This window comes from Clostridium sp. AM33-3, assembly GCF_003480315.1.
Lineage (GTDB): Bacteria > Bacillota > Clostridia > Lachnospirales > Lachnospiraceae > Brotaphodocola.
Map to the genome: position 1 here is coordinate 12,284 of NZ_QUIV01000004.1, position 24,360 is coordinate 36,643.

The window sequence follows — 24,360 nt, forward strand, 5'->3', positions numbered from 1 at the left end:
TATGGATCGTATAGAAAATGCAAAAATGCTTTTGCAAAGAGTTGGTAAAATCAATCTGGGATTTTATCCCACGCCCCTTCAGCGTCTGGACCGCATTTCGAATGAATATGAAATCAATCTTTATGCGAAGCGGGAAGATTTTTCCGGCATGACGCTCTTTGGAGGAAACAAGATCCGCAAGCTGGAATACCTTTTGAATGATGCAAAAAATAAAGGCTGTGATACAGTGTTTACCTACGGTGCAACCCAGTCCAACCATGCAATGGAAACCGCCACAGCCGTGCGAAAATGTGGAATGACACCGGTTCTGTATCTGGTTGCGCATGTGAATCCGGACGCCGCCGACATTCGGGCGAATCTGCTTCTGGATACGATTCTTGGAGCAGAGATTCATATCCTGCCTGCAAATGGGCGCAGCACCAAAGATACCATTCAGGCTTCGACTGCGGATATTGCAGAACATATTGCCCGTCTGCAGCAGGAAGGACATAAGGTTTATGATATTCCGGTAGGTGGCTCTACACCACATGGCGTGTGCGGATTTGCGGATGCATACATAGAACTGATGCAGCAGACCCGCTCCATGGAGATTCACCCTGATGTGGTCTTTACGGCGACTGGAAGCGGCGGAACGCTGGCTGGACTAAGTGTCGGAAAAGCACTGCTTGGTGATCAGACCCGTCTGGTGGCAATTCAGGTTGGGCCAAAGGATCCGGTTTCTTATTCAAGACAGATTGTGGATCTTGGAAACTGCACCCTGGGACTCCTGCAATCCGGGGAACAGGTATCGGAAGATATCTTTGAGATTGATGCCGCTTATTATGGACCTGGCTATGAAATGCCATATAAGGAAGCCAACGATGATATTCGTTATCTGGCCAGAACAGAGGGAATCTTTACAGATCCTGTTTATAGCGGAAAAAGCTTTCATGGCATGATGGATTATATCCGCAGCGGAAAAGTCGAAAAAGGCAGCACGGTTATTTATCTTCACACTGGCGGAGCAACGGCATTGTTTTCGGAAAATGCCATTATTGGAGACCTGAATGTGCTTCAGTAATGCGGGATATTTCACGGACAAAAAAGCAAAGAATGATATGATAAAAAGATAACAGCCTACTGGTATACCAGTAGGCTGTTTGATGTGAAAAAATGTGAAAAATTTCTCAAAAAGTACTACCATATTGTTTATAATTATGGTATTATTAAGAAAAAGTGGAATACCGCTCATGAATAAAAACGAAAGTGGTATACAAAAGAAAGGAGGAAAGCCCAGTTTCTGCACAAAAATTATCAGTAAAAAGATAACAATGTCTGCTTAGCGTGAATAATTTGACACATAAAGACAAAGTGTTAGGAAATTGGGCGTGATGCTGATGGTTTACAGTTATTTTCCGGGCTGTACCTTGAAGAACAAGGCGAAGGAACTGGATATCTGCGCACGCAAATCAGCGGAGGCATTGGGCATTGTCCTGGAAGAAATTGAGGACTGGCAGTGCTGCGGAGGCGTATATCCGTTGGCTTCCGATGAGATTGCTACGAAATTATCTTCGGTACGTGCGCTGAATGCAGCAAAAGAAAAGGGCCAGGATCTGGTAACGATTTGCTCTGCATGTCATCATGTGATTAAGCGCGTGAATGATGATATGGCGAATGTTGCTGATATCCGGGATCGTGCAAACAATTATCTTGGGTTAAAGGAGCCCTATGCGGGCGAAACCCATGTATACCACTTTCTGGAGCTTTTGAGAGATCAGATTGGTTTTGACAAATTAAAGGAGAAGGTGGTAAAACCGCTGACCGGCAGAAAAATCGGTGCGTACTATGGCTGTATGCTTCTTCGCCCAAGCGGTATTTTACAGTTTGACGATCCGGAAAATCCAAAGATTCTGGAGGATTTCATCCGTGCCCTTGGAGCAGAGCCGGTGGTATACCCGTATCGCAATGAGTGCTGTGGCGGATATATTTCTTTAAAGGAAAAAGAAATGGCCGGACAGATGGTGGACACCATTCTGGATTCCGCAGAATACAACGGAGCAGACGAACTGGTAACGGCCTGTCCACTGTGCCAGTACAACTTAAATCATAACAGCGGCCATGCACATACACCGAAGGTAACGTATTTCACAGAGATTCTTGCAGAAGCTCTTGGAGTAGACATCCGGGAAGGAAAGGAGGATGGCGAGGTATGATCCATACAGACAAAGACAAAGCAGAGCTGATCTGCAGAATCAGCAATGTCGATACAAAAAAGTGTATGAAATGCGGCAAGTGTTCCGCATCCTGCCCGGCCTGTGACAGTATGGATATCCGTCCGCATCAGTTCGTTTCCTACGTAGACCGTGGAGAGATTGAACCGCTGTTAAAATCCAAATCCATTTGGAAATGCCTCTCCTGTTTTGCTTGTGTGGAGCGCTGCCCGCGTGATGTAAAACCGGCCAAGCTGATTGAGGCAGTCCGTCTGATGGTGATTCGAAGCCAGGGCGGCAATTATCTGTCACCGGATGAGATTCCGGAGCTGCTTGATCCGGAGCTTCCGCAGCAGCTTTTAGTAAGCGCTTTTCGTAAATATAGTAAGTAGAAGAAAGATCCGAGGTGAAATCATTGCAAAGAATAGGAGTATTTGTCTGCCACTGCGGTACAAACATTGCGGCGACTGTAGACGTTGAAAAAGTGGTAGAAGCGGTCAAAAACGAGCCTGGCGTGGTTCATGCGGAAGATTATCAGTATATGTGTTCGGAAGCTGGACAATCAAAAATCCAGGACGCTATCAGAGAGAAGCATCTGACTGGTGTTGTTGTTTGTTCCTGTTCCCCGCGTATGCATGAGAACACATTCCGCAAGGCGGTGGAGAAAGCGGGATTAAACCCGTATATGCTGGAAATCGCAAACATTCGTGAGCATTGTTCCTGGATTCATAAGAATCGGGAAGAAGCAACTGAGAAGGCCATTATCCTGGCCAGAGCCGCTGTAGCGAAGGTGCATTTAAACGCGCCGCTGCAGCCGGGGGAGAGCCGGGTTGTAAAGCGTGCGCTGGTTATCGGCGGCGGAATCGCCGGAATTCAGACTGCACTGGATATTGCAGATGCAGGCTACGAGGTAGATATCGTGGAGAAGACTCCGAGTATCGGCGGCAAGATGTCCCAGCTGGACAAGACCTTCCCGACCCTGGACTGCTCCGCATGTATCCTGACCCCGAAGATGGTAGAGGCTTCTGCCCACGAGCGGATCAATCTGTATACATACAGTGAGGTAGAAAAGGTATCCGGCTTCGTCGGAGACTTTAAGGTGGATATCCGCAAGAAGGCAAGAAGCGTTGACATGAGCAAGTGTACCGGTTGTGGTGTCTGCTCTCAGAAGTGCCCGTCCAAGAAGACTCCGAGCGAGTTCAACCGGGGACTGGGAACCAGAAGCGCCATTTACACTCCGTTTGCGCAGGCTATTCCGAATGTTCCGGTTATCGATCGTGAGCACTGCATCAAATTCCAGACTGGCAAATGTGGTCTCTGCGCTAAGGTCTGTGCGGCCGGAGCCATTGACTATACCCAGGAGGATGAGATCATTACCAGAGAGTACGGTGCGATTGTTGTGGCTACCGGCTTTGATATGATCAAGCTGGACAAGTTCGGTGAGTATTCCTATGATACCTGCCCGGATGTCATCACTTCCCTGGAGTTTGAGCGTCTGACCAATGCAGCTGGACCAACGAAGGGACATTTAGAGCGCCTGTCTGATCATAAGGCACCGAAGTCCGTAACCTTTATCCAGTGTGTGGGATCCCGTGATACCACCTGCCGCGGAAAGAGCTACTGCTCTAAGATCTGCTGTATGTATACCGCAAAGCATGCAATGCTGATCCGTGATAAATATCCGGATGTTCAGGTCAATGTGTTCTACATTGATGTGCGTACCCCGGGCAAGAACTTCGATGAGTTCTACCGCAGAGCCGTAGAGGAGTACGGTGTGAACTACATCAAGGGCCAGGTCGGAAAGGTAGCAGAGGTAGACGGACATCTTCGTGTCCAGGCAATGGACTTAATTGATAATCGCCGGATTCTGCTGGATACGGATATGGTGGTTCTGGCAGCAGCCATTGAGCCGGATCCATCTGTGAGAAAGCTTGCTACCATGCTGACGGCCAGCATTGATACGAACAATTTCCTGACAGAAGCACATCCGAAGCTGCGTCCGGTAGAAAGCCCGACCGCAGGAATCTTCCTGTCTGGTGTATGTCAGGGACCGAAGGATATTCCGGAGACCGTATCCCAGGCCGGTGCGGCAGCAGCCAAGGTCATTGGCCTGTTGGCAAAGGATAAGCTGGTAACAAACCCGTGTACCGCCAAACCGGATGAGCGCTACTGCAACGGATGCCGTTCCTGTGAGAAGGTATGTCCGTACGGCGCAATTTCCTATGAGACGAAGCTGATTGTAGACCACGGCGTGAAGGAAGAGCGCATCGTAGCCTGCGTCAACAGCGCACTGTGTCAGGGCTGCGGTGCCTGCACGGTAGCTTGTCCGTCTGGCGCGATGGATCTGCAGGGCTTTTCCAACAGACAATTAATTGCGGAGGTAGATGCAATATGCAGGTAGAACATGAGAATACAGAAGTAAATGCAGAATTTAAGCCTGTGATTGTGGCGTTCTGCTGTAACTGGTGCAGCTACGCGGGAGCAGATCTGGCGGGAACCAGCCGACTTGCATATCCGGCAGAGGTCAAGATCATCCGCGTTCCCTGTTCCTGCCGTGTCAATCCGCTGTTTATCCTGAGAGCATTCCAGAAGGGAGCGGACGGCGTGATCCTCTGCGGATGCCATCCGGGTGACTGCCACTATAGTACCGGAAACTATTATGCAAGAAGAAGAATGACCATGCTCTTCTCTCTGTTAGACTACATCGGAGTAGAAAAGGGAAGAGCCCGGGTTGAATGGGTATCTGCTGCAGAGGGTGTAAAATTTGCAACAACCATGAACGAATTTATCGAAAAGATCCGGAGCCTCGGCAAAAATGTGAGATTGGAGGATTTAAGATGCAGGAAATAAAAGAGAGAGCCAAAGAGCTGCTTGCCTCCGGTCAGGTACAGCGTGTCCTTGGATGGAAACGCGGCGAAGACCTGCCTTATAATCCGCAGCCGGCCTTTTTTGAAAACGGAGAACAGCTGGAGGAGCTGGTTTATGACAGCTTCTGCGGGGCAAACTTAAGCAAATATATGATCCAGGCCAGCAAGCTGGAAGGGAAGACCCTGGTTTTCTTAAAACCGTGTGATACCTACAGTTTCAACCAGTTATTAAAAGAGCGCCGGATTGACCGCGAAAAGAGCTACATTATCGGCGTGGGCTGCAAGGGCAAGCTGGATATTGAAAAGATCAAAAATACAGGCATAAAGGGCATTGAGTCTGTGGAGGAGGATGGCGACACCCTTCATATTCAGACCATCTATGGAGAAAAGACCTGTTCCTTTGCAGACGGCATCCTGGAGCGCTGCCTGTGCTGCAAGGGAAATGAGCATAAGGTATACGATGAGCTGATTCACGAGGAGCTGGAGCTGGCCGTACCGGCTGAGGACCGCTTCGCGAAAGTGCGGGAGTTAGAGAGTCTGAGTCCGGAGGAGCGTTTCGCTTTCTGGCAGGGTGAGCTTTCCAAGTGTATCCGCTGCAATGCCTGCCGCAATGTCTGTCCGGCCTGCAGCTGCAACAAGTGTGTATTTGACAGTGACCGTTTTGATACCGCGCAGAAAGCCAACGCAGATACCTTTGAGGAACAGATGTTCCACTTAATCCGTGCCTTCCATGTGGCAGGACGTTGTACTGACTGCGGCGAGTGCAGCCGCGTGTGTCCGCAGGGCATTCCACTTCATTTGCTGAACCGCAAGATGATCAAGGATATCGACCAGTTCTACGGAGAATATCAGGCTGGTGATGATACGGAGTCAAGAGCACCGCTTACCGATTTCCGTCTGGATGATGTAGAGCCGGGAGCTGCCGGGGAAAGGGGTTAGGATATGTACAAAATTTCAAATGAAAAACTTCCGTTACTCTTTGCCGCCATCGCAGAAAACATGGATCTTTATATGCCGCTTCACAAACATGGTCAGGTAAACTACGGAATCTGGACAAACGAGGAAGAGCCGGCGCTGGATGCGCTGAATGCAGTGAAATCTCCAAAGGATCTTTTCTTTCCGCAGAGTGAGACACTGTATACCTGTTATAAAGAGGGAAAGAAGATTTCCATCGATCCCCAGCAGCTTTGCGGCGAGTCCTTTGCCGTGTTTGGCATCCGGGCCTGTGATGTAAAGGGCATTGAGGTTCTGGACCGGGTATTCCTGGCCGATCCGGTGGATTCCTACTATCAGGCACGCAGAGAGCATGGTGTGCTGATCTCAAGAGCCTGCCATGAGCCGGATGTAACCTGTTTCTGCAAGGCATTCGATATCGATGCCGCAGAGCCGGTTGGCGATATCGTAACCTGGAGCGTGGGAGAGGATCTGTACTGGAAGCCGGCAACCGAAAAAGGAGCTGCGCTCACAGAAACCGTGAAGGAACTGCTCACAGAGGCAGACAAAACCGGTGAGGAGGCTGTGGAAGCAGAAAAAGAGCAGATCCGTGCCATTACCGGAAAGCTTCCTTACAGCAGCCTTTCCCTGGACTACTTCAAAAACACCCCGATGCAGGAAATCTTTGATTCTCCGAAATGGGATGAACTTTATAAGCCGTGCCTGGCCTGTGGTACCTGCACCTTTGTGTGTCCGACCTGCCAGTGCTACGATATCCGGGATTATGACACCGGAAAGGGAATCCGCAGATTCCGTTGCTGGGATTCCTGTATGTACTCTGACTTCACCCTGATGGCCCACGGCAACAACCGTAAGAGCCAGAAGGAGCGTTTCCGTCAGAGATTCATGCACAAGCTGGTATATTATCCGGAAAACAACGGCGGCCTGTTTTCCTGTGTAGGATGCGGACGCTGTGTGAACAAATGTCCTTCCGGATTGAATATCCTGAAGGTGATCAAAAGTCTGGGGGTGACAGAAGATGTGTAGCTGTGGATGCGGCGGAAGCCATAAACACGATGAATTAGTGCCGATGGTCGGCGTGATCACGGATATCAAGGATCAGACCCCGGATGTCAAGACTTTTCGGGTAGAACGTCCGGAGGGCGGAAAGCTCTTTGAGCATATGCCGGGACAGTGCGCCATGATCAGCGTGCCGGGAGTGGGTGAGGCTATGTTTTCCATTACCTCTTCCCCAACCAATAAAAAATATCAGGAGTTCAGCATCAAGCGCTGCGGAACCCTGACCGATTATCTGCATACGATGGAGGTCGGAGATGAGCTGACCGTGAGAGGACCTTACGGCAATGCATTTCCGGTAGAAACGGTATTAAAGGGACAGAATCTTCTGTTTGTAGCGGGAGGCATCGGCCTGGCACCGCTTCGTTCCGTCATCAACTATGTGATGGACAACCGTGAAAATTACGGTACTGTAGATATCCTTTACGGTTCCCGCTCTAAGGAAGATCTGGTTGGCCTGGATGAGATTCAGAACGAGTGGACGAAGGACAAGGGCGTGAATGTATATCTGACCATCGACCGGGAGCAGCCGGAATGGGACGGCCATGTAGGCTTTGTTCCTTCCTATTTAAAAGAACTGGAATTTTCAGTAGATAAAACCGTTCTGGTCTGCGGACCGCCGATCATGATCAAGTTTGTACTGGCGGCTCTGCAGGAGATGGGCTTTGAGAAGACCCAGGTGTATACCACACTGGAGCTCCGCATGAAATGCGGCATCGGTAAATGCGGACGCTGCAACATCGGTTCCAAGTATGTCTGCAAGGATGGACCGGTATTCCGGTGCGACGAGGTAGACGAGCTGCCGGATGAGTACTAAGGCTGGATTACGAGGATAATCAGGAAGGATAAAAAAATGCAGGAAATGGTAAATGTTTATTTCTATGGTAAAAAATATACGGTACCGGCAGATCTGACCATCATGACCGCTATGGAATATGCCGGATACAAACTGGTAAGAGGCTGCGGCTGCCGTCACGGATTCTGTGGTGCCTGTGCAACCATCTACCGGATCAAGGGACAGAATGAATTAAAGACCTGTCTGGCCTGCCAGACTCAGGTGCAGGAGGGAATGTATGTGGCAAGCATCCCGTTCTTCCCGACGGACAAGCGCACCTACGACATTGAGGATCTCCGTCCGAATGAGCAGATCATGATGGAGCTGTACCCGGAGATTTACAGCTGTATCGGCTGTAATGCCTGTACCAAGGCATGCCCGCAGAAGTTAAATGTTATGCAGTATATTGCCTATGCGCAGAGAGGCGATTTCGAGAAATGCGCGAAGGAATCCTTTGACTGCGTAAGCTGCGGAATCTGCTCCACCCGATGCCCGGCCGGAATCTCCCATCCGATGGTAGGCCTGCTGGCCAGAAGACTGACCGGCAAGTACATTGCGCCGGAGAGCGAGCATCTGGAGAAGCGTGTGGATGAGATCCGCCATGGCGAGTACGATCAGTTGATCGAGCAGATCATGGAGACCCCGATCGACCAGATGAAGGAACTGTACAACAACCGCGATATCGAGAAATAAGGGAGGGATGAAGTCATGTATACAGAGGAAATGCTGGAATCCATTAAGAAGGTAGAAGCATCCAGAGCATCCAGAATCGGAAAAGAATTACGCCGTATGGATGCGGACGAGAAAGACAATCTGCTGAAAGAGTTTCATCCTGACTACAAGGAGAGCGGATTCGCAACCTTAGAGATGGGACCGAACAAGGGCGAGAAGGCACCGGCCGAGCTGGCCGAGCTGCTGCAGGCTAACAGCCGTGTACTGGGCAAGGATATTGACCTTACCCATCCGGATTACGATGTTGATGTGCTGGTTATCGGCGGCGGCGGAGCAGGCGCTTCCGCAGCCATAGAGGCTCACAACGGCGGAGCGAACGTCATGATCGTGACCAAGTTAAGAATTGGTGATGCAAACACCATGATGGCAGAGGGCGGCATTCAGGCAGCAGATAAGGAGAATGACTCTCCGCAGAGACATTATCTGGATGCGTTCGGCGGCGGTCATTTCGCTGCAAAGCCGGAGCTGTTATCCAAGCTGGTTATGGAGGCTCCGGAGGCTATCCAGTGGCTGAATGATCTGGGTGTTATGTTTGATAAGAACCCGGATGGCACTATGGTAACCACCCATGGAGGCGGTACCTCCAGAAAGAGAATGCATGCCTGTGCCGATTACTCCGGTGCCGAGATCATGCGTGTGCTGCGTGATGAGGTCATCAACCGCGGCATTCCGGTTGTAGATTTTACCTCAGCCATTGAGCTGATCAAGGATGACAAGGGCCAGATTGCCGGCGCGGTTCTCCAGAATATGGAGACCGATGAGTACCTGATCGCAAGAGCAAAGGTTGTTATTATTGCAACCGGCGGCGCAGGACGCCTGCATTACCAGGGTTTCCCGACCTCCAATCACTACGGCGCAACTGCAGATGGACTGGTTCTGGGATACCGTGCAGGAGCAAATCTACTGTACCAGGATACCATTCAGTATCACCCGACCGGTGTTGCTTACCCGGCTCAGCTGTTTGGTGCCCTGGTAACCGAGAAGGTACGTTCCGTAGGTGCCCAGCTGGTAAACCGTGAAGGCGAAGCCTTCATGCATCCGCTGGAGACCCGTGATGTATCCGCAGCGTCTATTATCCGTGAGTGCACGGCACGCGGAAATGGTGTTCCGACTCCGGGCGGCGGCTATGGTGTATGGCTGGATACCCCGATGATCGAGATGATCCATGGCGAGGGAACCATTGAGAAGCGTATCCCGGCTATGCTGCGTATGTACATGAACTATGGCATTGATATGCGCAAGGTGCCGATCCTGATCTACCCGACCCTGCATTATCAGAACGGCGGTCTGGAGATCGGTGCAGATTGTGCGACCATCAACATCCCGAATCTGCTGGTAGCAGGCGAGGCTGTCGGAGGAATCCACGGACGCAACCGTCTGATGGGCAACTCCCTGTTAGATATCATTGTATTTGGCCGTGATGCAGGAAAGCATGCCGCAGAGCTTACCCATGAAGTAGAGCTTGGCACACCGAATCTGGATCATGTGGAGAAGTTTGCCGAGGAGCTGGAAGCTGCCGGCATTCACACCGACCGTGTATCTCCGCTTCTTCTTCCGCCGTATGCGCGCAGAGAGAGAAGCTTATAAGATGCGAAAGGGGCTGTCGCAATAGCGGCAGCCCCATATTTTTTATTGTTGTCATTAAACTCTTGCGATGCCCTGTTCTACAGCGGTGTCAGCTACAGCCTTAGCAACTACGTCAGCCACGGTCTTATCAAGCGGGGAAGCAATGATGTTCTCTGCGGTCAGCTGATCATCCGGGATCAGGCTGGCGATAGCGTAGGAAGCACGCTCCTTCATCAGCTCAGTGATCTCTTTCGCACGGACGGAGAGTGCACCCTTGAAGACACCCGGGAATACCAGGACGTTGTTGATCTGGTTCGGGAAGTCGGAACGTCCGGTACCAACAACAGCAGCGCCGCCAGCCAGAGCCTCATCCGGCATGATCTCCGGGGTCGGGTTAGCCATGGCGAAGACGATACCATTGTTCATGGTGGAAACCATCTCTTTGGTTACCAGTCCAGGACGGGATACGCCGATGAATGCGTCAGCACCCTTTAATGCGTCAGCCAGCTTGCCGTGCTCGTGCGCTAAGTTGCTGACATGGGAAATCTCTTCCTGTCCGGCATTTAAGCCCTCATCACCCTCGCAGATGATGCCGTTGATGTCGCACATGATTACATTACCGAAGCCCATGTTGATGAGGTGCTTACCAATTGCGATGCCGGCTGCGCCTGCGCCGTTGATGACGATGCGCATCTTGCCCATCTCTTTTTTGGTTACCTTCATGGCATTGATCAGGGCTGCAGCAACGACGATGGCGGTACCATGCTGGTCATCGTGGAATACCGGGATGTCGCAGATCTCCTTTAAGCGGCGCTCAATTTCGAAGCAGCGCGGAGCAGCAATATCCTCCAGGTTGATGCCGCCGAAGCTCTTGGAGATCAGGTAGATGGTCTGGACGATGGTGTCGGTATCCTTGGAATCGATGCAGATCGGGAATGCGTCTACGTCGGCGAACTCCTTGAAGAGGGCACATTTGCCTTCCATAACAGGCATGCCTGCGGCCGGTCCGATGTCGCCAAGCCCCAGAACAGCAGTGCCGTCGGTGATGACAGCAACCAGATTCCCACGGCGGGTCAGCTTAAAGGACTGCTCGTAGTCCTTGGCGATGACGCGGCACGGCTCTGCAACGCCTGGAGTGTAAGCCAGGGACAGATCCTCTCTGGTCTCGATTTTCTTGCGGGAAACAACCTCGATCTTGCCGCCTAACTCATAGTGCATTTTTAAAGAAGCTTCGTTGATATCCATGTTCTTGTTCTCCTTTGCTATGATCTTGTTATAAAAAATGAAATTATACCATCTGTTCCGGTTTAAATACCTCGTCAAAACGCTCTGCGGTCAGGAATCCCAGGGCTACGCAGGCATCCTTCAGGGAAATATTTTCCTTGTAAGCCTTTTTGGCGGTCTTGGCTGCGTTCTCGTATCCGATGTATGGATTCAGGCAGGTAACCAGCATCAGGGACCGGTGCAGGTTGTCATCCATCTTTTCCTTGTTGGCGCGGATGCCGCATGCGCAGTTGTCGTTGAAGGAGGTCAGGGAGTCGGTTAACAGGCGGACGGACTGCAGGAAGTTGTAGATCAGCACCGGCATAAATACGTTCAGCTCAAAGTTGCCCTGGGATGCTGCCATACCGACTGCGGTATCGTTGGCGATCACCTGGACTGCTACCATGGTAACGGACTCACACTGGGTCGGATTTACCTTACCCGGCATGATAGAGCTTCCCGGCTCGTTCTCCGGAATAAAGATTTCGCCTAAGCCGCAGCGCGGGCCGCTGGCCAGCCAGCGTACATCGTTGGCGATTTTCATCATATCCGCCGCAAGGCCTTTTAATGCGCCGTGAGCGAATACCAGCTCGTCCTTGCTGGTGAGAGAGTGGAACTTGTTGGATGCAGTTACAAACGGTTTGCCGGTCAGCTCGGAAACGGCCTTTGCTACCTCAGTGTCAAAGCCCTTCGGTGCGTTTAAGCCGGTTCCGACTGCGGTTCCGCCCAGAGCCAGCTCACGAAGTCCCGGAAGCGCCAGCTCCAGCATGGCTTTGGATTTCTCCAGCATATTTTTCCAGCCGCTGATCTCCTGGGAGAAGGTGATCGGGGTTGCATCCTGCAGATGGGTGCGTCCGGTCTTGATGATGCCTTCATTTTCCTTCATCAGGCGGTCAAAGGTTGCTGTCAGGCGGTCGATGGCCGGGAAGAGCTTGTCTTCAATCTCGGTAGCTGCCGCAATGTGCATGGCCGTCGGGAACGTGTCATTGGAACTCTGGGACATATTCGAATGGTCATTTGGATGGATCAGCTTCTCACCGGCAATCTCATTGGCCCGGTTGGCAATGACCTCATTTACGTTCATATTGGACTGGGTGCCGCTTCCGGTCTGCCATACAGCTAACGGGAAGTTGCCCTCCAGCCTGCCCTCCAGAATCTCATCGCAGGCCTGGGCAATCAGTCCAGCGCGTTTGTCATCCATTTTGCCAAGACGGTTGTTGGCCATAGCGGCTGCCTTTTTTAAGATTGCAAAAGCGCGGATGACTTCGTTCGGGATTTTCTCGATGCCGATCCGGAAGTTTTGGTAGCTTCTTTGAGTCTGTGCACCCCAGTAGCGGTCTGCTGGAACCTGAACCTCACCCATTGAATCATGTTCTGTTCTGTACTCCATGTTGTAAAACCCTCCTTAAATCGTTAATTTTAAAACAAAAACAGCCCTGGGGGAGCAGGACGGGGCCACCCCCGGGCCTGCCGCCCAGCGCTGTTATGATCGTGTTGTACCTCAGTGCCGCAAAAAAGCGTATGCACTGGCTTCATCATACTGGATTTTGTATGAAATTGCAAGTTAGGCCGGATAAATCTCATCCAGTTTCTTGAAAGCAGCTTCCTTCAGATTCTTATAGATGCTGTTTCCGTGAGTATCCATGCCGACTACCAGAGGACCAAACTCAACGGCCTCCAGATCCCAGAGTGCCTCCGGCATACCCATCTCAAACCAGGTAACATCTTGAATACCCTTGATACCCTGTGCCAGCTTTGCAGCACAGCCAGGAGCTGCCTGAAGGTAAACATAGCCATATTTTTCACAGGCTGCCAGAGTATCCTTTTCCATGCCGCCCTTTCCGACGACCGCTTTGACACCAAGCTTTCCAACCATGTCAGCGTATGGCTCCATACGGATACTGGTGGTCGGTCCGATTACGTTTAAGCGCCAGGAACCATCCTCATTCTTTAAGCATACCGGGCCGGCATGGAAGATGGCAGCGCCGTTGAAATCCTTCGGCAGCGGCTCGCCCTTCTCCAGTAACTGACGGATTCTTAAATGTCCCATATCTCTGGATGTAAAGATATGGCCGGTCAGATATACGACATCGCCGAGCTTTAACTCACGGACATCCTCTTCTTTAATAGGCATAGTAAGAACTTTCTTTTCCATAAGGTTGTGATCTCCTTTCTGATCCGATACTGATTACAGAAGCTTTTCAATGCGTCCGTCGTTATACATACGGATGCCGGCACGTCTTGCTACCCAGCAGTGGAAATTGATTGCTACCGGAGCAATGGCGGTATGGGTTGCAGCGGTTCCGATCTTAACGGCCAGACATACGGTGTCACCGCCGGTTCCTGCAGCACCAAGGCCAAGCTTGTTGATGTTGTCGCGGAGCTCATCCTCCAGTCTTGCAAGAAGCGGATCCGGGTTGGTGTCGGACCAGTTACGGGTGCTGATTGCTTCACGGCTTAACTTGGATGCGATATCCATCTGTCCGCCGATGCCGATGCCGATGCCGAATGGCGGGCATGGCTTTCCGCCTGCGTTGATCGCGGTTTCCAGAACGAAACGTTTTAAACCTTCAAAATCTTTGTCCAGCTTTAAGGTAGCGGTAGTGAAAATCTTCATGGCATTGCCAAGCTCAGCGCCGCAGCCCTTGAAGCTGATGATGAAATCGACATAATCCTGTCCCGGATTGTACTGGTATTCAATGTTCGGAACACCCTTACCGGTGTTGTTGCCAGGATTATGACGGGTTAACGGATCAACGATACTCGGACGAAGGTAGCCCTTTTTGGTGGCTTCACCGAGCGCCTCAGCAATCGTGTCTTTTGCGAAAGACGGGAAGTTGTCATCGCCGTAGGAAATCCAGGTGGTCGGATATCCAGGGGACTGGCAGACTGCCTTGTCCTGTGCTTTTGCGATATCCAGATTCTCCAGCATGGAAGAAAGCATACTCTTCGCGGTTTCATTGGTTTCGCGATCCAGAGCAGCCTGAACCAGTGCCTTTACATCAGCTGAAATTTCGGTTACGGCTCTGATGCAGGCATCATGCATGGCTTCTTTCATCAATTCTTTTTCCATAATAAAAACCTCCTTAAATGGTATTGGGTTTATGATAATTGAAATACTTTGTTGATATCATCGAATGTTTCCAGGTTATGCAGGTTGTCTAACAGGCGGGTAACTACGTCGGCACCAAGCATATCCTCCGTCAGCAGGCGGAATTTGCGGTCAGCCATAGCCCAGTCGAATGGATTCTTGAAGTCACCGATCGGGTAGTCTACCTGATCCGTGATAATCTCGCCGCTCTTCATGGTGATGGTGAGCTTGTGGGACCACTGGTTCGGATCCTGATGGAACTCATCGTCCAGCTTCGGGCTGACATTGACCTTGATCTTGGACATCAGGTCTTTGATCTTTGGATTGTTAATGTTTTCGATGGTAAATACCCGGTCGCTTAAATCCCGTAAAATGATGGCAGCGGCAATGCAGAACTGAACGCTGAATTTCGCTGCGTACGGATTTTCCGGATATGGATTGTTGGTAGTCTGTACCGCGGTGCTGTAGGTATCATCCGTGATGGATACGATATCGTCCGGATTGATGTCATGTGCCGCAAGGATCTTCTCAACACAGTAGTCCGCGGAATGGGTATGGCGGCAGCAAGCATACGGCTTGAAGGAATTTTCGGTGATGCGGTAGCCTTCGCCGAAGCCCTTTATCAGGTTGTTCATGTCATGCTCCGGGGCAAGTGCATTTACAAAAGCGCGCTCTCCCTCCAGAATGGCAGGGGCACCGGTAAAGCCAAGTTTTGCAAGCTCAGCAGCCCGCATACCGCAGAGGTTCGCATTTGCGGTGTGAAGAACCTTGCTCATGGATCCGCTTGCCAGGAATTCCCACAGGCCCGCAGCCTGGGTTCCAGCGGAGCCAAAGCAGTTTACCATCTGTTCTTCCGTGAGACCAAGCAGCTTAGAGGCGGTGGCACCGGAGGAAAAGGCACCGACTACCGCGGTAGTATGCCAGTATTTATAGGAGGAAGGGTTGATGGTCTCTCCGATGCGGGCACCTGCCTCATAGCCTGCAGCCACTGCTTCGATTACCTGTCTGCCGCTCAGGTGAAGCTTCTGCGCAAGGGCAAAAGCGGTCGGAACGGTGATGACAGCCAGATGGGTGATGGATGCGTTGTGCACATCGTCCATATCCATGACATGGCCAAATACTGCATTTAATGCAGCGGCCTGTTCAGTGGTCATATTTGGAAAACCAGGCTGGAACAGGCTGGCCTGGGGAGCAGTTACCTTCTCGGCATAATATTCCTTCCAGATGGATGATTCTTTCTTTGCGGAACCGGCAATGGCTACACCTATGAAATCAAGAATGCACATTTTGGTGATGTCGATGGTGTGGGCATCAAAATGGTCATAGCCCATATCTTTGATATAGGCGGCCAGTTTCCGGGTTTCCTGATTGGCAGTACTCATATAAAGCCTCCTCACAGATTTAGATATTTTCGTTAAAGTGTCTGGAAATTGTTATTTTCTCTGGTGGTATACCAGCTGTGATTACAGAATACCACACATAATGAAAAAATGGAAGAGAAAATGAGAAAAAAATTATAGAATTTGACGAGGCTTTTTTGGGGACTATTGACAATGACAGAAGTTTTATTGTATCTTTTAAATAACAAAAAATGTGAAACACAGAAAAAGAGCACGAATGCTATTTGCCGGAATGTTTTTTACATTTAGAAGAACTGAGGGGAAATTCATGGAAGAAAAGAAAGTATCAAAAACTGGAAATAAATATTACGAAGTGATCCTGGACTGGTTCCGCCAGCAGATCCTGTCCGGTCAGATGAAGGAGGGAGACACGATTCCTTCAGAACGGGAGCTGGCTGCTCAGTTTGGTGTAAGCCGGGTTCCGGTGAGGGAGGCCTTAAGAATTCTGGAGTATATTGGAATTATCAGCAACGGAGCGGATGGAATGATCATTCAGCGGGTAGATGTACAGCTGTTTACACCGGGAGCTAATTTTGCAACGGAGATCACCCAGGAAACCATCGAAAATCTGTTTGAAGTGCGGATCTTTCTGGAGTCCGCTGCGGCATACTATGCAGCACTGCGGCATACGGATGAGGATATTGAACAGATCCGTAATGCCATTACAGCCATGTCCGCAGCGATCGACGATCCGGACGCAGACAGCGAAGCCTTTACACGTTCATCCCATGCTTTCCATCTGCGGGTGATCGCGGCGGCCAAGAACCCGGTACTGGAAAACCTGTACCGCAGTCTCTATGATCTTCTGGAGATTTCCAAACAATACACCATGCGTCCGGAGAGTGTCAGCGATTCTACCCTCATGGATCATGAAGCCATTCTCTACAAAATCGAGAGCGGAAATGCGGATGATGCCAGCAAATATATGAAATTCCATCTGAGCAGGGCGTTAAAGCGGGTCATGGCCGATCATGACAAAATGAAGGAATAGGAGGGAAGCAAATGGCGGCAAAGCGGAGCAGCAAAGAATACAGCAATGCAGAGGCTGTGGATATTATCCACCAGGTAGCCAATTTGTACATTTCCACAAAGGTGCCGCAGGATTACGGAACGGGAGAAGAGTATACCTCTGTTGAGGTTCATACGCTCAAGCACATTGCGGATAATCCTGGCATTACAGTAACAGAACTTGCGCGGCATAATGGTAAGACGAAGGGCGCTATTTCCCAGATTCTTAAAAAAATCGAGAAAAAGGGTCTGGTTTGCAGGGAAGCGTCCAATGGAGATAACAAATTACCGCTGTTTTTGACAGAAAAGGGAAAGGAACTGGATCTGGCCCACCGAAATTATGATATGGTCCATGCCGGTGAATCCATGAATGAAGTACGGAGGCTTTACACGCCGGAGGAAATGAATACCGCCTTTCAGGTACTGGAAACCTGGCTGGAGGTCAGACGCCAGGTCGAAGAAGAACGAAAAAAGAACAAGATAAAACAAAATTATCCTGTGAACAGAAAAGATTAAAGAATGAAAGCTTTACAAATCATTCTTTAATCTTTTTTTGTGCAAAATAAACAGTGACAAAAACGAAGAAATGAAAAAGATGTCAAAAATAGAAAAAAGGTATTGAAAAAAAAAAAAAAATAGTTTAGAATCAAAACAACAACAAATTGTGCACAAAAAAGATAAAAATAAAAAAGAAATGGAGGAAAAAGTCAGAATATTCAAATAAAAAGCACGAAAAGAAAACAATTTTTGCATTACATACCTGAGAAGAAACTTCACACACGGCACTGACTTCCAACATAAAGGGGGATGAACATGTTAAAAAAACTATCGTTTCTATTGGCTTTTGTATTCTGCCTGTTCCATTGCTGGACCGCAATGTTTGGAGCGGCAGCAGGAATTGGACAGAAAGCAATTCATCTGGGACTTGTATTAATTATTTTCTTTTTGGATTATCTGGCGAAAGAGGATCGAAAATGGTATTTGAAGATCACAGACCTGTTTTTTATTATTGCATCGGCAGGAAGCCTGATCTATATCATGTCAATTGACAGTACCATCGACTTGAGAAGCGGAGTGGTATATACCTACGATATCGTTTTTGGTGTTCTTCTTGTTTTGGCCTTGATTGAGGCAACACGCAGATCTGTGGGCACCTCACTTGCAATTGTTACAGGCTGCTTTATTCTGTATGGTTTCTTCGGGCAGTATATGCCGGGCTTTCTGGCCCATGTAGGAATGGATCTTCCAAGATTTATCAGCATTGTGTATCTGGGAACCGATGGAATTTACGGCACAGCAATTTATGCTTCGGCAAGCTACATTGTTTTGTTTGTTATCCTTGGAGCGGTATTTAATGAGACGGGTGTTGGCGACTATTTTACCAAACTGGCTTCCAGGGCATTTGGACGCTTTGTCGGCGGACCGGCCAAGATTGCGGTAGTGGCAAGCGGACTGTTTGGCTCAATCAGTGGCAGTGCAATAGCAAATGTCATCGGAACCGGAACCTTCACCATTCCGATGATGAAGAAATGTGGATTTGAGGACGAATATGCCGCAGCGGTAGAAGCATCTGCATCAACGGGTGGACAGATCATGCCGCCGGTTATGGGAGCTACGGCATTTTTGATTGCGGAGTATCTGGGCATCCCGTATTTTGACCTGGTAAAGGCAGCTCTGATCCCGGCTGTACTGTTTTACGTGGCAATTTTGATGACTGTGGATTTATATGCGCGAAAACATCACATTTCCGGTGTTCCGGAGGATGAGCTTCCCACCTGGAAAGAACTGGGAAAAACCGTATATCTGATTCTTCCGCTGGTATACCTGATTATTTCCATGAGCGTATTGAAGATGTCAGTTACGAAATCCGGTATTTCATCAATCCTTATGGCGATTGTATGCACCATGTTTTCTGCAAAGAACAGACTGAACAAAGAAAAAATTGTAAAGATCATTAAGGGCTCTATCAACGGGGCAAAGCCTGTGGCCATTGCCTGTGGCGTGGTTGGAATCATCATCGGCATCGTTATGGGTTCCGGTCTGGGATTCAGGATGTCATCGGTCCTGATTCAGGTTTCCAATGGCAACCTTGCAATCCTGCTCATTTTAACCATGGTCGTATCCCTGATTATGGGAATGGGTGTTCCGACAACAGCAGCTTATCTGATGCTGGCTCTGCTTGTAGTTCCGGCTTTAAAGCAGATGAATGTACTTCCGTTGGCGGCACATTTATTTATTTTCTATTTTGGTATTATTTCAAATGTTACACCTCCGGTTGCCCTCGCAGCCTATGCGGCTGCAGGAGTGGCAAGATGCAATCCGACGAAGACTGGATTTTTTGCCTTTAAGTTATCCTTGTCCGGATTCATTCTTCCATTTATCTTTGTTTACAATCCGGTTCTTCTGATGCAGGGAAGTGCACTTGAGATTATACAGTCCCTGATCACGGCACTCCTTGGCATTTACAGTTTGTCATGTGCGCTGGAAAAATTTGCGTTCAAGTGGGAAATCAGTCAGGTGGAGCGGGTGGCTTTGTTTGTATCTGCAATCCTTTTGGTTGTGCCTGGAACGCTGACAGATATGGTTGGATTTGTGGTTCTGGCTGTAATCTTTGCTTTAAAGCTAATTGAGAATAAGAAAAAAGTATCATGCAATTAAAAAATATAAAAAAGGAGAGACGTACTATGAAAAAACACACATTCAAAATGCTGACAGCAGCTTTTCTGGCAGGCACAATGCTGCTTGCTTCTACCGGATGCTCGAATAAACCGGTCAGCTCCGCACCTTCATCGGCTGCGGCTTCCGGCGGAGAAAGTGCTGCAGCGCCGGCTTCCTCAGGTGGAAAGGTGACAATCCGCATTGGCGGTGGCCCAAGTTCCAGTGCAAACTATACAACCTTTGCCGGCATTGGAAATCTGATCATGAAGGATAATCCAAATTATCTGGTAAATACGGAAATTTCTACCGGATCCCAGGAAAACATTCGTATGATCCAGAATGGAACTGCACAGTTTGGTGTGGCCATGACGGATGTAGAAGAGGCAGCTGCAAAGGGAAACCGTGAATTTGAGGGAAGCCCGGTGGATATTTGTCATGTCATGGGTGGATATACCACGATGCTGCATATGTTTGTACCGAAAGATTCTGATATTAACTCGATCGCAGACCTGAAAGGAAAAAAGTTAGCAGTAAGTAAGGGTGCAATGGCGCAGTATTATATGCCGATTTTACTGGAAGCTTATGGACTGACAACGGACGATGTACAGATCACAGAGACAGCACTGCAGGATATCTGTGATGCAGTTAATGATGGAAATGCAGATTTCGGAGTACATATCACACCATATACCAGTTCTCCGATTGCTGACCTGGCAGCGACCAAGGGAATCAAGCTCATTTCTCTGGATCAGGAACACATTGATAAGATCGTTGCGGAAAACCCGTTCTTCTTTGAAACCACCATTCCGGGCGGTACTTATACGGGAATAGACAATGATACGGTTGTAATTGGTACACGTAATAACCTGGTGTGTGCAAGAAGTGTAGATGAAGATGTTGTTTACAATGTAGTAAAGACGATCATCGAGCATCAGGATGAACTGCCGGATATCCATCCGCAGGCGAAGATGTTCAACAAGGAAAACGCAGTTGATGGAGCTTTGATTGATATTCATCCGGGTGCAGCAAAATATTATAAAGAAATTGGCATCATGAACTAGCATATAAGGAAGAGAGGCACATGTATGATTGAGGTATTTGGACATCAGGTGAATCCAGGAGAAAAAGCGTATTTTACCGTGCCGGTAGGGCAGCTTTCTCATCAGGCCGTGATTGAGATTCCGGTGATTGTGGTTGCCGGAAAAAAAGAAGGAACTGTTTTATGGGTGAATGGAACCGTACATGGTGATGAGCTGAATGGTTCTTATGCCGCATGGGAGCTGTCTCGTGAACTTGATCCTGAAAAAATGTCTGGCACGTTTATTGTAACGCCAATCTGCAACCCAATTGCATTTGAAGCAAGAAACAAAATATCTGCAATTGACAGTATGGATATGGATACAGCATTTCCGGGTGATCCAAAGGGAATGCTGACCCAGCGGATTGCGTATGTAATATATGAAGAGATCCGCAAGCATGCGAAGGCACTGATTAGTTTCCATACGATGGCAACACCATATCTGGCCAATCCGTATTCGGTACGAAAAATTGTTCCTGGGGTTTCCGCGGAGATCAATAAAGTTTCAGAGGGAATGCAGCGTGCCTTTGGCGTGTCTGTCAACTGTCTGGTTGATCTGGGCGGCGCAACCAATGAGCTGCCGGGAGTTACAAGCGGAGCCCTTGATATCACCTGTATGAAGGATGGAATCCCGGCTTTCATGGGTGAAATGGGACAGGGCGGAAAAATCGAGGACCGGTTTGTGGAAGCAGGCAGACAGGGAATCCGGAATGTCATGATCTATCTTGGAATGCTGGATGGAACTGTGGTACAGCCGCAGAAGCAGATTCTGATCACGAAGCGGAAATTCCTGCGAAGCGATAAGGGCGGTTTGATTCAGATGTGCGTGAAATCAGGCGATACGGTAAAGGCAGGCGAAGCTCTTTTGAAGCTGCATTATTATGGTTCAGAGGTTTCTGAAATGCCGGCTGAAACAGACTGCTTTGTAATTGGCACCAGAGAGAATCCGGTTGTAAGTACGGGAGACCGCATTGCTTTTGTCGGCCTGGAATGGAGCGAATGGAACTAGACAAGAGTATGCTGTATGTGGAAACAGCAGAAGGCAAAGATATAGAGCTTTTGTATCAGCTGTGCAAAAAGCAGTCTTATGAGGAATTTTGTTTGTGGGGAGCAGATTTTGTGTATGATTATCCTCCGAATCTGGCCCAGATGAAACAAAGCTATGCCTCAAGAAAACGAATGCTTCTTTATCGGGTAATCTTTCAGGAAAGAATCATAGGTTTTGCTGAACTGGATCAGATTCAGGAGAACCGATCGGACGCAGTTCTGGCCCGGGTGGTGTTGGAGCCTGAAATGCGGGGCCGGGGGCTTGGAACATTCACTATAAAAAGTATATTGAAGCAGGCTTTTTGCATATTGCAGGTGGAGCGCGTGAGCCTGGTTGTTTATCAGAATAATACCAGGGCCATCCGGTGCTATGAAGCATGCGGGTTTCGGATGGAAGAGGCACTCATTCGCAAGGGCCGTCCAGATGCCTGGATTATGCGGGCATTGCCGGCAGAAAAAAAGTAGAAAAGCATAAGGAAAAAGAACTGGGTTTTGCAGTGACAAGCCCGGTTCTTTTTTTGTTAGAAAATAAAATTATTAAAAATGCACAGAAAAATAAAAAAATACATATGGTTTCACGGCAAAAGTTAACATCATATTAACTTTATTATTTCTATAAATCTTCTCTGCGCGTTCATCATCCGCTCACTTGGATACCGGAAATATGGCATGATTGCGGTCTGTTCCGTGGCTGCTGTAGCAGTTGTGTTCGTGATTTTCAAGGTGATACTGTCTGTGCCGCTTCCAATGATCATACTTGATTTTTAACGCGAGGAGGGGAATGTATGAGCGGTATTTTCATCGGACTTCCGCTCTGGAAGCAATGGAAGGCAGGAAAAGCATAAAAACAGATGCACATAAAGCAGACACATTGTATAAAACAGAATATGGATTGTATGAGCAGGACTGCCGGAAGGACGGTCCTGCTTTTGCTATTTGTGGAAGGAATTTGTATTTCTGGAAAAAACGAAAGAAAACAGATTGACAAAATGAAAAACAACCAGTATAACATATTAACATACCAGATAAGTGGGAATAACGCTTCGGAGATGAAATCATAACTGGAGGCAGAGCATAAAGAAAAGCCTTATACTTCAGAAAACAAGACATAATTAAAAAAAATAAAGCGAAAAGGCAAAAAAACGGATTAAAATAAGCACTACACTTTTCTTTGTGTGATAAATTGCACAAAAAAAATCAATAACTTTATTGGAATACAACAAACTATACAATGGTATATTGACAAACAGGAAAAAAAGGTTTAGACTCTAAACATGTTAAACATATGGTATACCAAAAAAACCTGATAGGAAAAACCTATGGGACAATCAAAAAGCAGTATTTTACAAATACCGGATCGGAGCCTATACTGGAGACAGGCATAGGGAGAGGGTATCGGTGCTGATGAAGAAAGGGGAATGCTGAAGATGAGTTTGGTACATGATTTTGACGAGGTTGTCAACCGGAGAGGAACTGATTCCAAAAAATATTCCGTATATCCGGAAGATGTCATCCCAATGTGGATTGCAGACAGTGATTTTAAGGCTCCGCAGCCGGTTGTAGATGCGCTGGTAGCAAGAATGCAGCAGGGCGTATACGGCTACACTCCGATTAGCGAGCGCTTAAAGAAAGCAGGAGCAGGATGGCAGAAAAAACGTTTCGGGTGGGACGTGGATCCGGAATGGGTTGAATTTGTTCCGGGCGTTATTACCGGACTGATTTGTGCGGTACGTGCATTGAGCCAGCCAGGAGACAACATTGTGATCCAGTCTCCGTGTTATCCGCCGTTCTCAGATCTTTCCGATCATAATGGACGCCATTTATTAAGAAACAAGCTGGTTTTAACCGGAGATCATTACGAGATTGACTTTGAAGACTTCGAAGAGAAATGTAAAGATCCGAGAACAAAATTATTTATCCTCTGTAACCCGCAGAACCCGACTGGTCATGTGTTTACGAAAGAGGAACTTACAAAGCTTGGAAATATCTGCATGAAATACCATGTAATTGTTCTTGCAGATGAGATTCATCAGGATCTCGTAAGCAGCGGACACAAGCACATTCCGTTTGCAAGTATCTGTGAGGAATTCGAGCAGAACAGCGTTTCCTTTATGAACCCAAGCAAGACCTTCAATGTTCCGGGATTCCGTACCGCGGCCTTCATCGCTGCAAACCCGGTACTCAAGAATGCAGTTCATGATATCGTAGTCAATAATAAGCAGATTGGTGAGAATATCTGCGGAACCATTGCATTCTGTACTGCATATGAAGCGTGCGATTACTATGCAGACCAGCTTGCAGTTTATATTGAAAAGAACCGTGCCCTTGTCGAGGAAACCCTGAAAGATGTAAAGGGAATCAAGGCAATCCATGCAGATGGTACTTATTTCGTATGGCTGGACTGCCGCGGACTGAATATGAGTCAGGACGAGCTAAACAAATTCTTTGTTGAGACTGTGAAGCTTGGATTTAACAGCGGAAAGACCTTTGGCCCGGATGGAGAGGGATTCCTCCGGATGAACATCGCCTGTCCGAAATCCACGGTAGAACAGGCACTTGATCGGATCGTGAAAGCGCTGGCATAAACCAGGCTTGGAAATGAACGATAGATAAAAG

The 24,360-nt window shown here is 48.6% G+C and carries 22 protein-coding genes; 17 read left to right on the forward strand and 5 right to left on the reverse strand.

Annotated elements, in window-relative coordinates:
• Position 1: 1 nt before the first annotated feature.
• The 10 genes from DW819_RS03270 to DW819_RS03315 all read left to right on the forward strand — a co-directional run bounded on the left by DW819_RS03270 (position 2) and on the right by DW819_RS03315 (position 10,220).
• A complete protein-coding gene (locus tag DW819_RS03270; RefSeq protein ID WP_118732050.1) occupies positions 2-1,060 on the forward strand; it encodes a D-cysteine desulfhydrase family protein in 1,059 nt (352 codons plus the stop codon).
• A 310-nt stretch (positions 1,061-1,370) separates the two neighbouring features.
• Positions 1,371-2,192 (forward strand): CoB--CoM heterodisulfide reductase iron-sulfur subunit B family protein, encoded by an 822-nt coding sequence (locus tag DW819_RS03275; protein ID WP_347560154.1) that lies wholly within the window; start codon positions 1,371-1,373, stop codon positions 2,190-2,192.
• Entirely contained in the window at positions 2,189-2,581 is a 393-nt protein-coding gene (locus DW819_RS03280; protein WP_177303361.1) for a 4Fe-4S dicluster domain-containing protein, read from the forward strand. Before DW819_RS03275 ends, DW819_RS03280 begins: the two co-directional genes overlap by 4 nt.
• Before the next feature lie 23 nt (positions 2,582-2,604).
• The gene (locus DW819_RS03285) at positions 2,605-4,590 is read left to right on the forward strand and encodes a CoB--CoM heterodisulfide reductase iron-sulfur subunit A family protein (protein ID WP_118732051.1); all 1,986 of its coding nucleotides are present in this window, start codon (positions 2,605-2,607) and stop codon (positions 4,588-4,590) included.
• Complete coding sequence (locus DW819_RS03290) at positions 4,581-5,039, forward strand: hydrogenase iron-sulfur subunit (RefSeq protein ID WP_118732052.1); 459 nt, start codon at positions 4,581-4,583, stop codon at positions 5,037-5,039. Before DW819_RS03285 ends, DW819_RS03290 begins: the two co-directional genes overlap by 10 nt.
• Complete coding sequence (locus DW819_RS03295; protein WP_118732053.1) at positions 5,027-5,995, forward strand: 4Fe-4S dicluster domain-containing protein; 969 nt, start codon at positions 5,027-5,029, stop codon at positions 5,993-5,995. The genes DW819_RS03290 and DW819_RS03295 overlap by 13 nt, the downstream gene beginning before the upstream one ends.
• Positions 5,996-5,998: 3 nt before the next feature.
• Entirely contained in the window at positions 5,999-7,036 is a 1,038-nt protein-coding gene (locus DW819_RS03300) for a 4Fe-4S dicluster domain-containing protein (RefSeq protein WP_118732054.1), read from the forward strand.
• Positions 7,029-7,883, forward strand: a complete 855-nt coding sequence (locus DW819_RS03305; RefSeq protein ID WP_118732055.1) for an FAD/NAD(P)-binding protein — start codon at positions 7,029-7,031, stop codon at positions 7,881-7,883. The genes DW819_RS03300 and DW819_RS03305 overlap by 8 nt, the downstream gene beginning before the upstream one ends.
• A gap of 36 nt (positions 7,884-7,919) precedes the next feature.
• Entirely contained in the window at positions 7,920-8,594 is a 675-nt protein-coding gene (locus DW819_RS03310) for a 4Fe-4S dicluster domain-containing protein (RefSeq protein ID WP_118732056.1), read from the forward strand.
• Between the two features lie 15 nt (positions 8,595-8,609).
• Positions 8,610-10,220 (forward strand): FAD-dependent oxidoreductase, encoded by a 1,611-nt coding sequence (locus DW819_RS03315; RefSeq protein ID WP_118732057.1) that lies wholly within the window; start codon positions 8,610-8,612, stop codon positions 10,218-10,220.
• Between the two features lie 54 nt (positions 10,221-10,274).
• On the opposite strand, the gene DW819_RS03320 is transcribed toward DW819_RS03315, so the two are convergent.
• From DW819_RS03320 to DW819_RS03340, 5 genes are all read right to left on the reverse strand, one after another.
• Positions 10,275-11,444 (reverse strand): NADP-dependent malic enzyme, encoded by a 1,170-nt coding sequence (locus DW819_RS03320; RefSeq protein WP_118732058.1) that lies wholly within the window; start codon positions 11,442-11,444, stop codon positions 10,275-10,277.
• Positions 11,445-11,487: 43 nt separating this feature from the next.
• Complete coding sequence (gene fumC, locus DW819_RS03325; protein WP_118530435.1) at positions 11,488-12,852, reverse strand: class II fumarate hydratase; 1,365 nt, start codon at positions 12,850-12,852, stop codon at positions 11,488-11,490.
• Between the two features lie 174 nt (positions 12,853-13,026).
• Positions 13,027-13,617, reverse strand: a complete 591-nt coding sequence (locus tag DW819_RS03330) for a FumA C-terminus/TtdB family hydratase beta subunit (protein ID WP_118732059.1) — start codon at positions 13,615-13,617, stop codon at positions 13,027-13,029.
• Positions 13,618-13,650: 33 nt separating this feature from the next.
• Entirely contained in the window at positions 13,651-14,535 is an 885-nt protein-coding gene (locus tag DW819_RS03335) for a fumarate hydratase (protein WP_118732060.1), read from the reverse strand.
• 29 nt (positions 14,536-14,564) lie between these two features.
• Positions 14,565-15,935: an MmgE/PrpD family protein gene (locus DW819_RS03340; protein WP_118732061.1), complete on the reverse strand. Its 1,371-nt coding sequence runs from the start codon at positions 15,933-15,935 to the stop codon at positions 14,565-14,567.
• 286 nt (positions 15,936-16,221) lie between these two features.
• On the opposite strand from DW819_RS03340, the gene DW819_RS03345 reads away from it, so the two are divergent.
• From DW819_RS03345 to DW819_RS03380, 7 genes are all read left to right on the forward strand, one after another.
• Positions 16,222-16,944: a FadR/GntR family transcriptional regulator gene (locus DW819_RS03345; protein WP_177303366.1), complete on the forward strand. Its 723-nt coding sequence runs from the start codon at positions 16,222-16,224 to the stop codon at positions 16,942-16,944.
• 11 nt (positions 16,945-16,955) lie between these two features.
• Positions 16,956-17,477 carry a helix-turn-helix domain-containing protein gene (locus tag DW819_RS03350; RefSeq protein ID WP_118732063.1) on the forward strand — a complete coding sequence of 174 codons (522 nt, stop codon included), beginning with the start codon at positions 16,956-16,958 and terminating at the stop codon, positions 17,475-17,477.
• A gap of 297 nt (positions 17,478-17,774) precedes the next feature.
• Entirely contained in the window at positions 17,775-19,619 is a 1,845-nt protein-coding gene (locus DW819_RS03355; protein ID WP_118732064.1) for a TRAP transporter fused permease subunit, read from the forward strand.
• A 26-nt stretch (positions 19,620-19,645) separates the two neighbouring features.
• The gene (locus DW819_RS03360) at positions 19,646-20,680 is read left to right on the forward strand and encodes a TAXI family TRAP transporter solute-binding subunit (protein WP_182432552.1); all 1,035 of its coding nucleotides are present in this window, start codon (positions 19,646-19,648) and stop codon (positions 20,678-20,680) included.
• A 24-nt stretch (positions 20,681-20,704) separates the two neighbouring features.
• Positions 20,705-21,706, forward strand: coding sequence for a M14 family metallopeptidase (locus DW819_RS03365; RefSeq protein WP_118732066.1), 1,002 nt, complete (start codon positions 20,705-20,707; stop codon positions 21,704-21,706).
• The gene (locus DW819_RS03370) at positions 21,697-22,209 is read left to right on the forward strand and encodes a GNAT family N-acetyltransferase (RefSeq protein ID WP_182432553.1); all 513 of its coding nucleotides are present in this window, start codon (positions 21,697-21,699) and stop codon (positions 22,207-22,209) included. The genes DW819_RS03365 and DW819_RS03370 overlap by 10 nt, the downstream gene beginning before the upstream one ends.
• Positions 22,210-23,171: 962 nt before the next feature.
• Positions 23,172-24,329, forward strand: a complete 1,158-nt coding sequence (locus DW819_RS03380; protein WP_243024714.1) for a MalY/PatB family protein — start codon at positions 23,172-23,174, stop codon at positions 24,327-24,329.
• Positions 24,330-24,360 lie beyond the last annotated feature (31 nt).

Coding starts and splice junctions, on each gene's coding strand:
- DW819_RS03320 (WP_118732058.1), bottom strand. CDS start 11,444: ATGGATATCAACGAAGCTTCTTTAAAAATGCACTATGAGTTAGGCGGC.
- DW819_RS03335 (WP_118732060.1), bottom strand. CDS start 14,535: ATGGAAAAAGAATTGATGAAAGAAGCCATGCATGATGCCTGCATCAGA.
- DW819_RS03270 (WP_118732050.1), top strand. CDS start 2: ATGGATCGTATAGAAAATGCAAAAATGCTTTTGCAAAGAGTTGGTAAA.
- DW819_RS03380 (WP_243024714.1), top strand. CDS start 23,172: ATGAGTTTGGTACATGATTTTGACGAGGTTGTCAACCGGAGAGGAACT.
- DW819_RS03330 (WP_118732059.1), bottom strand. CDS start 13,617: ATGGAAAAGAAAGTTCTTACTATGCCTATTAAAGAAGAGGATGTCCGT.
- DW819_RS03290 (WP_118732052.1), top strand. CDS start 4,581: ATGCAGGTAGAACATGAGAATACAGAAGTAAATGCAGAATTTAAGCCT.
- DW819_RS03310 (WP_118732056.1), top strand. CDS start 7,920: ATGCAGGAAATGGTAAATGTTTATTTCTATGGTAAAAAATATACGGTA.
- fumC (WP_118530435.1), bottom strand. CDS start 12,852: ATGGAGTACAGAACAGAACATGATTCAATGGGTGAGGTTCAGGTTCCA.
- DW819_RS03300 (WP_118732054.1), top strand. CDS start 5,999: ATGTACAAAATTTCAAATGAAAAACTTCCGTTACTCTTTGCCGCCATC.
- DW819_RS03360 (WP_182432552.1), top strand. CDS start 19,646: ATGAAAAAACACACATTCAAAATGCTGACAGCAGCTTTTCTGGCAGGC.
- DW819_RS03370 (WP_182432553.1), top strand. CDS start 21,697: ATGGAACTAGACAAGAGTATGCTGTATGTGGAAACAGCAGAAGGCAAA.
- DW819_RS03275 (WP_347560154.1), top strand. CDS start 1,371: ATGCTGATGGTTTACAGTTATTTTCCGGGCTGTACCTTGAAGAACAAG.
- DW819_RS03295 (WP_118732053.1), top strand. CDS start 5,027: ATGCAGGAAATAAAAGAGAGAGCCAAAGAGCTGCTTGCCTCCGGTCAG.
- DW819_RS03365 (WP_118732066.1), top strand. CDS start 20,705: ATGATTGAGGTATTTGGACATCAGGTGAATCCAGGAGAAAAAGCGTAT.
- DW819_RS03340 (WP_118732061.1), bottom strand. CDS start 15,935: ATGAGTACTGCCAATCAGGAAACCCGGAAACTGGCCGCCTATATCAAA.
- DW819_RS03315 (WP_118732057.1), top strand. CDS start 8,610: ATGTATACAGAGGAAATGCTGGAATCCATTAAGAAGGTAGAAGCATCC.
- DW819_RS03280 (WP_177303361.1), top strand. CDS start 2,189: ATGATCCATACAGACAAAGACAAAGCAGAGCTGATCTGCAGAATCAGC.
- DW819_RS03345 (WP_177303366.1), top strand. CDS start 16,222: ATGGAAGAAAAGAAAGTATCAAAAACTGGAAATAAATATTACGAAGTG.
- DW819_RS03305 (WP_118732055.1), top strand. CDS start 7,029: ATGTGTAGCTGTGGATGCGGCGGAAGCCATAAACACGATGAATTAGTG.
- DW819_RS03355 (WP_118732064.1), top strand. CDS start 17,775: ATGTTAAAAAAACTATCGTTTCTATTGGCTTTTGTATTCTGCCTGTTC.
- DW819_RS03350 (WP_118732063.1), top strand. CDS start 16,956: ATGGCGGCAAAGCGGAGCAGCAAAGAATACAGCAATGCAGAGGCTGTG.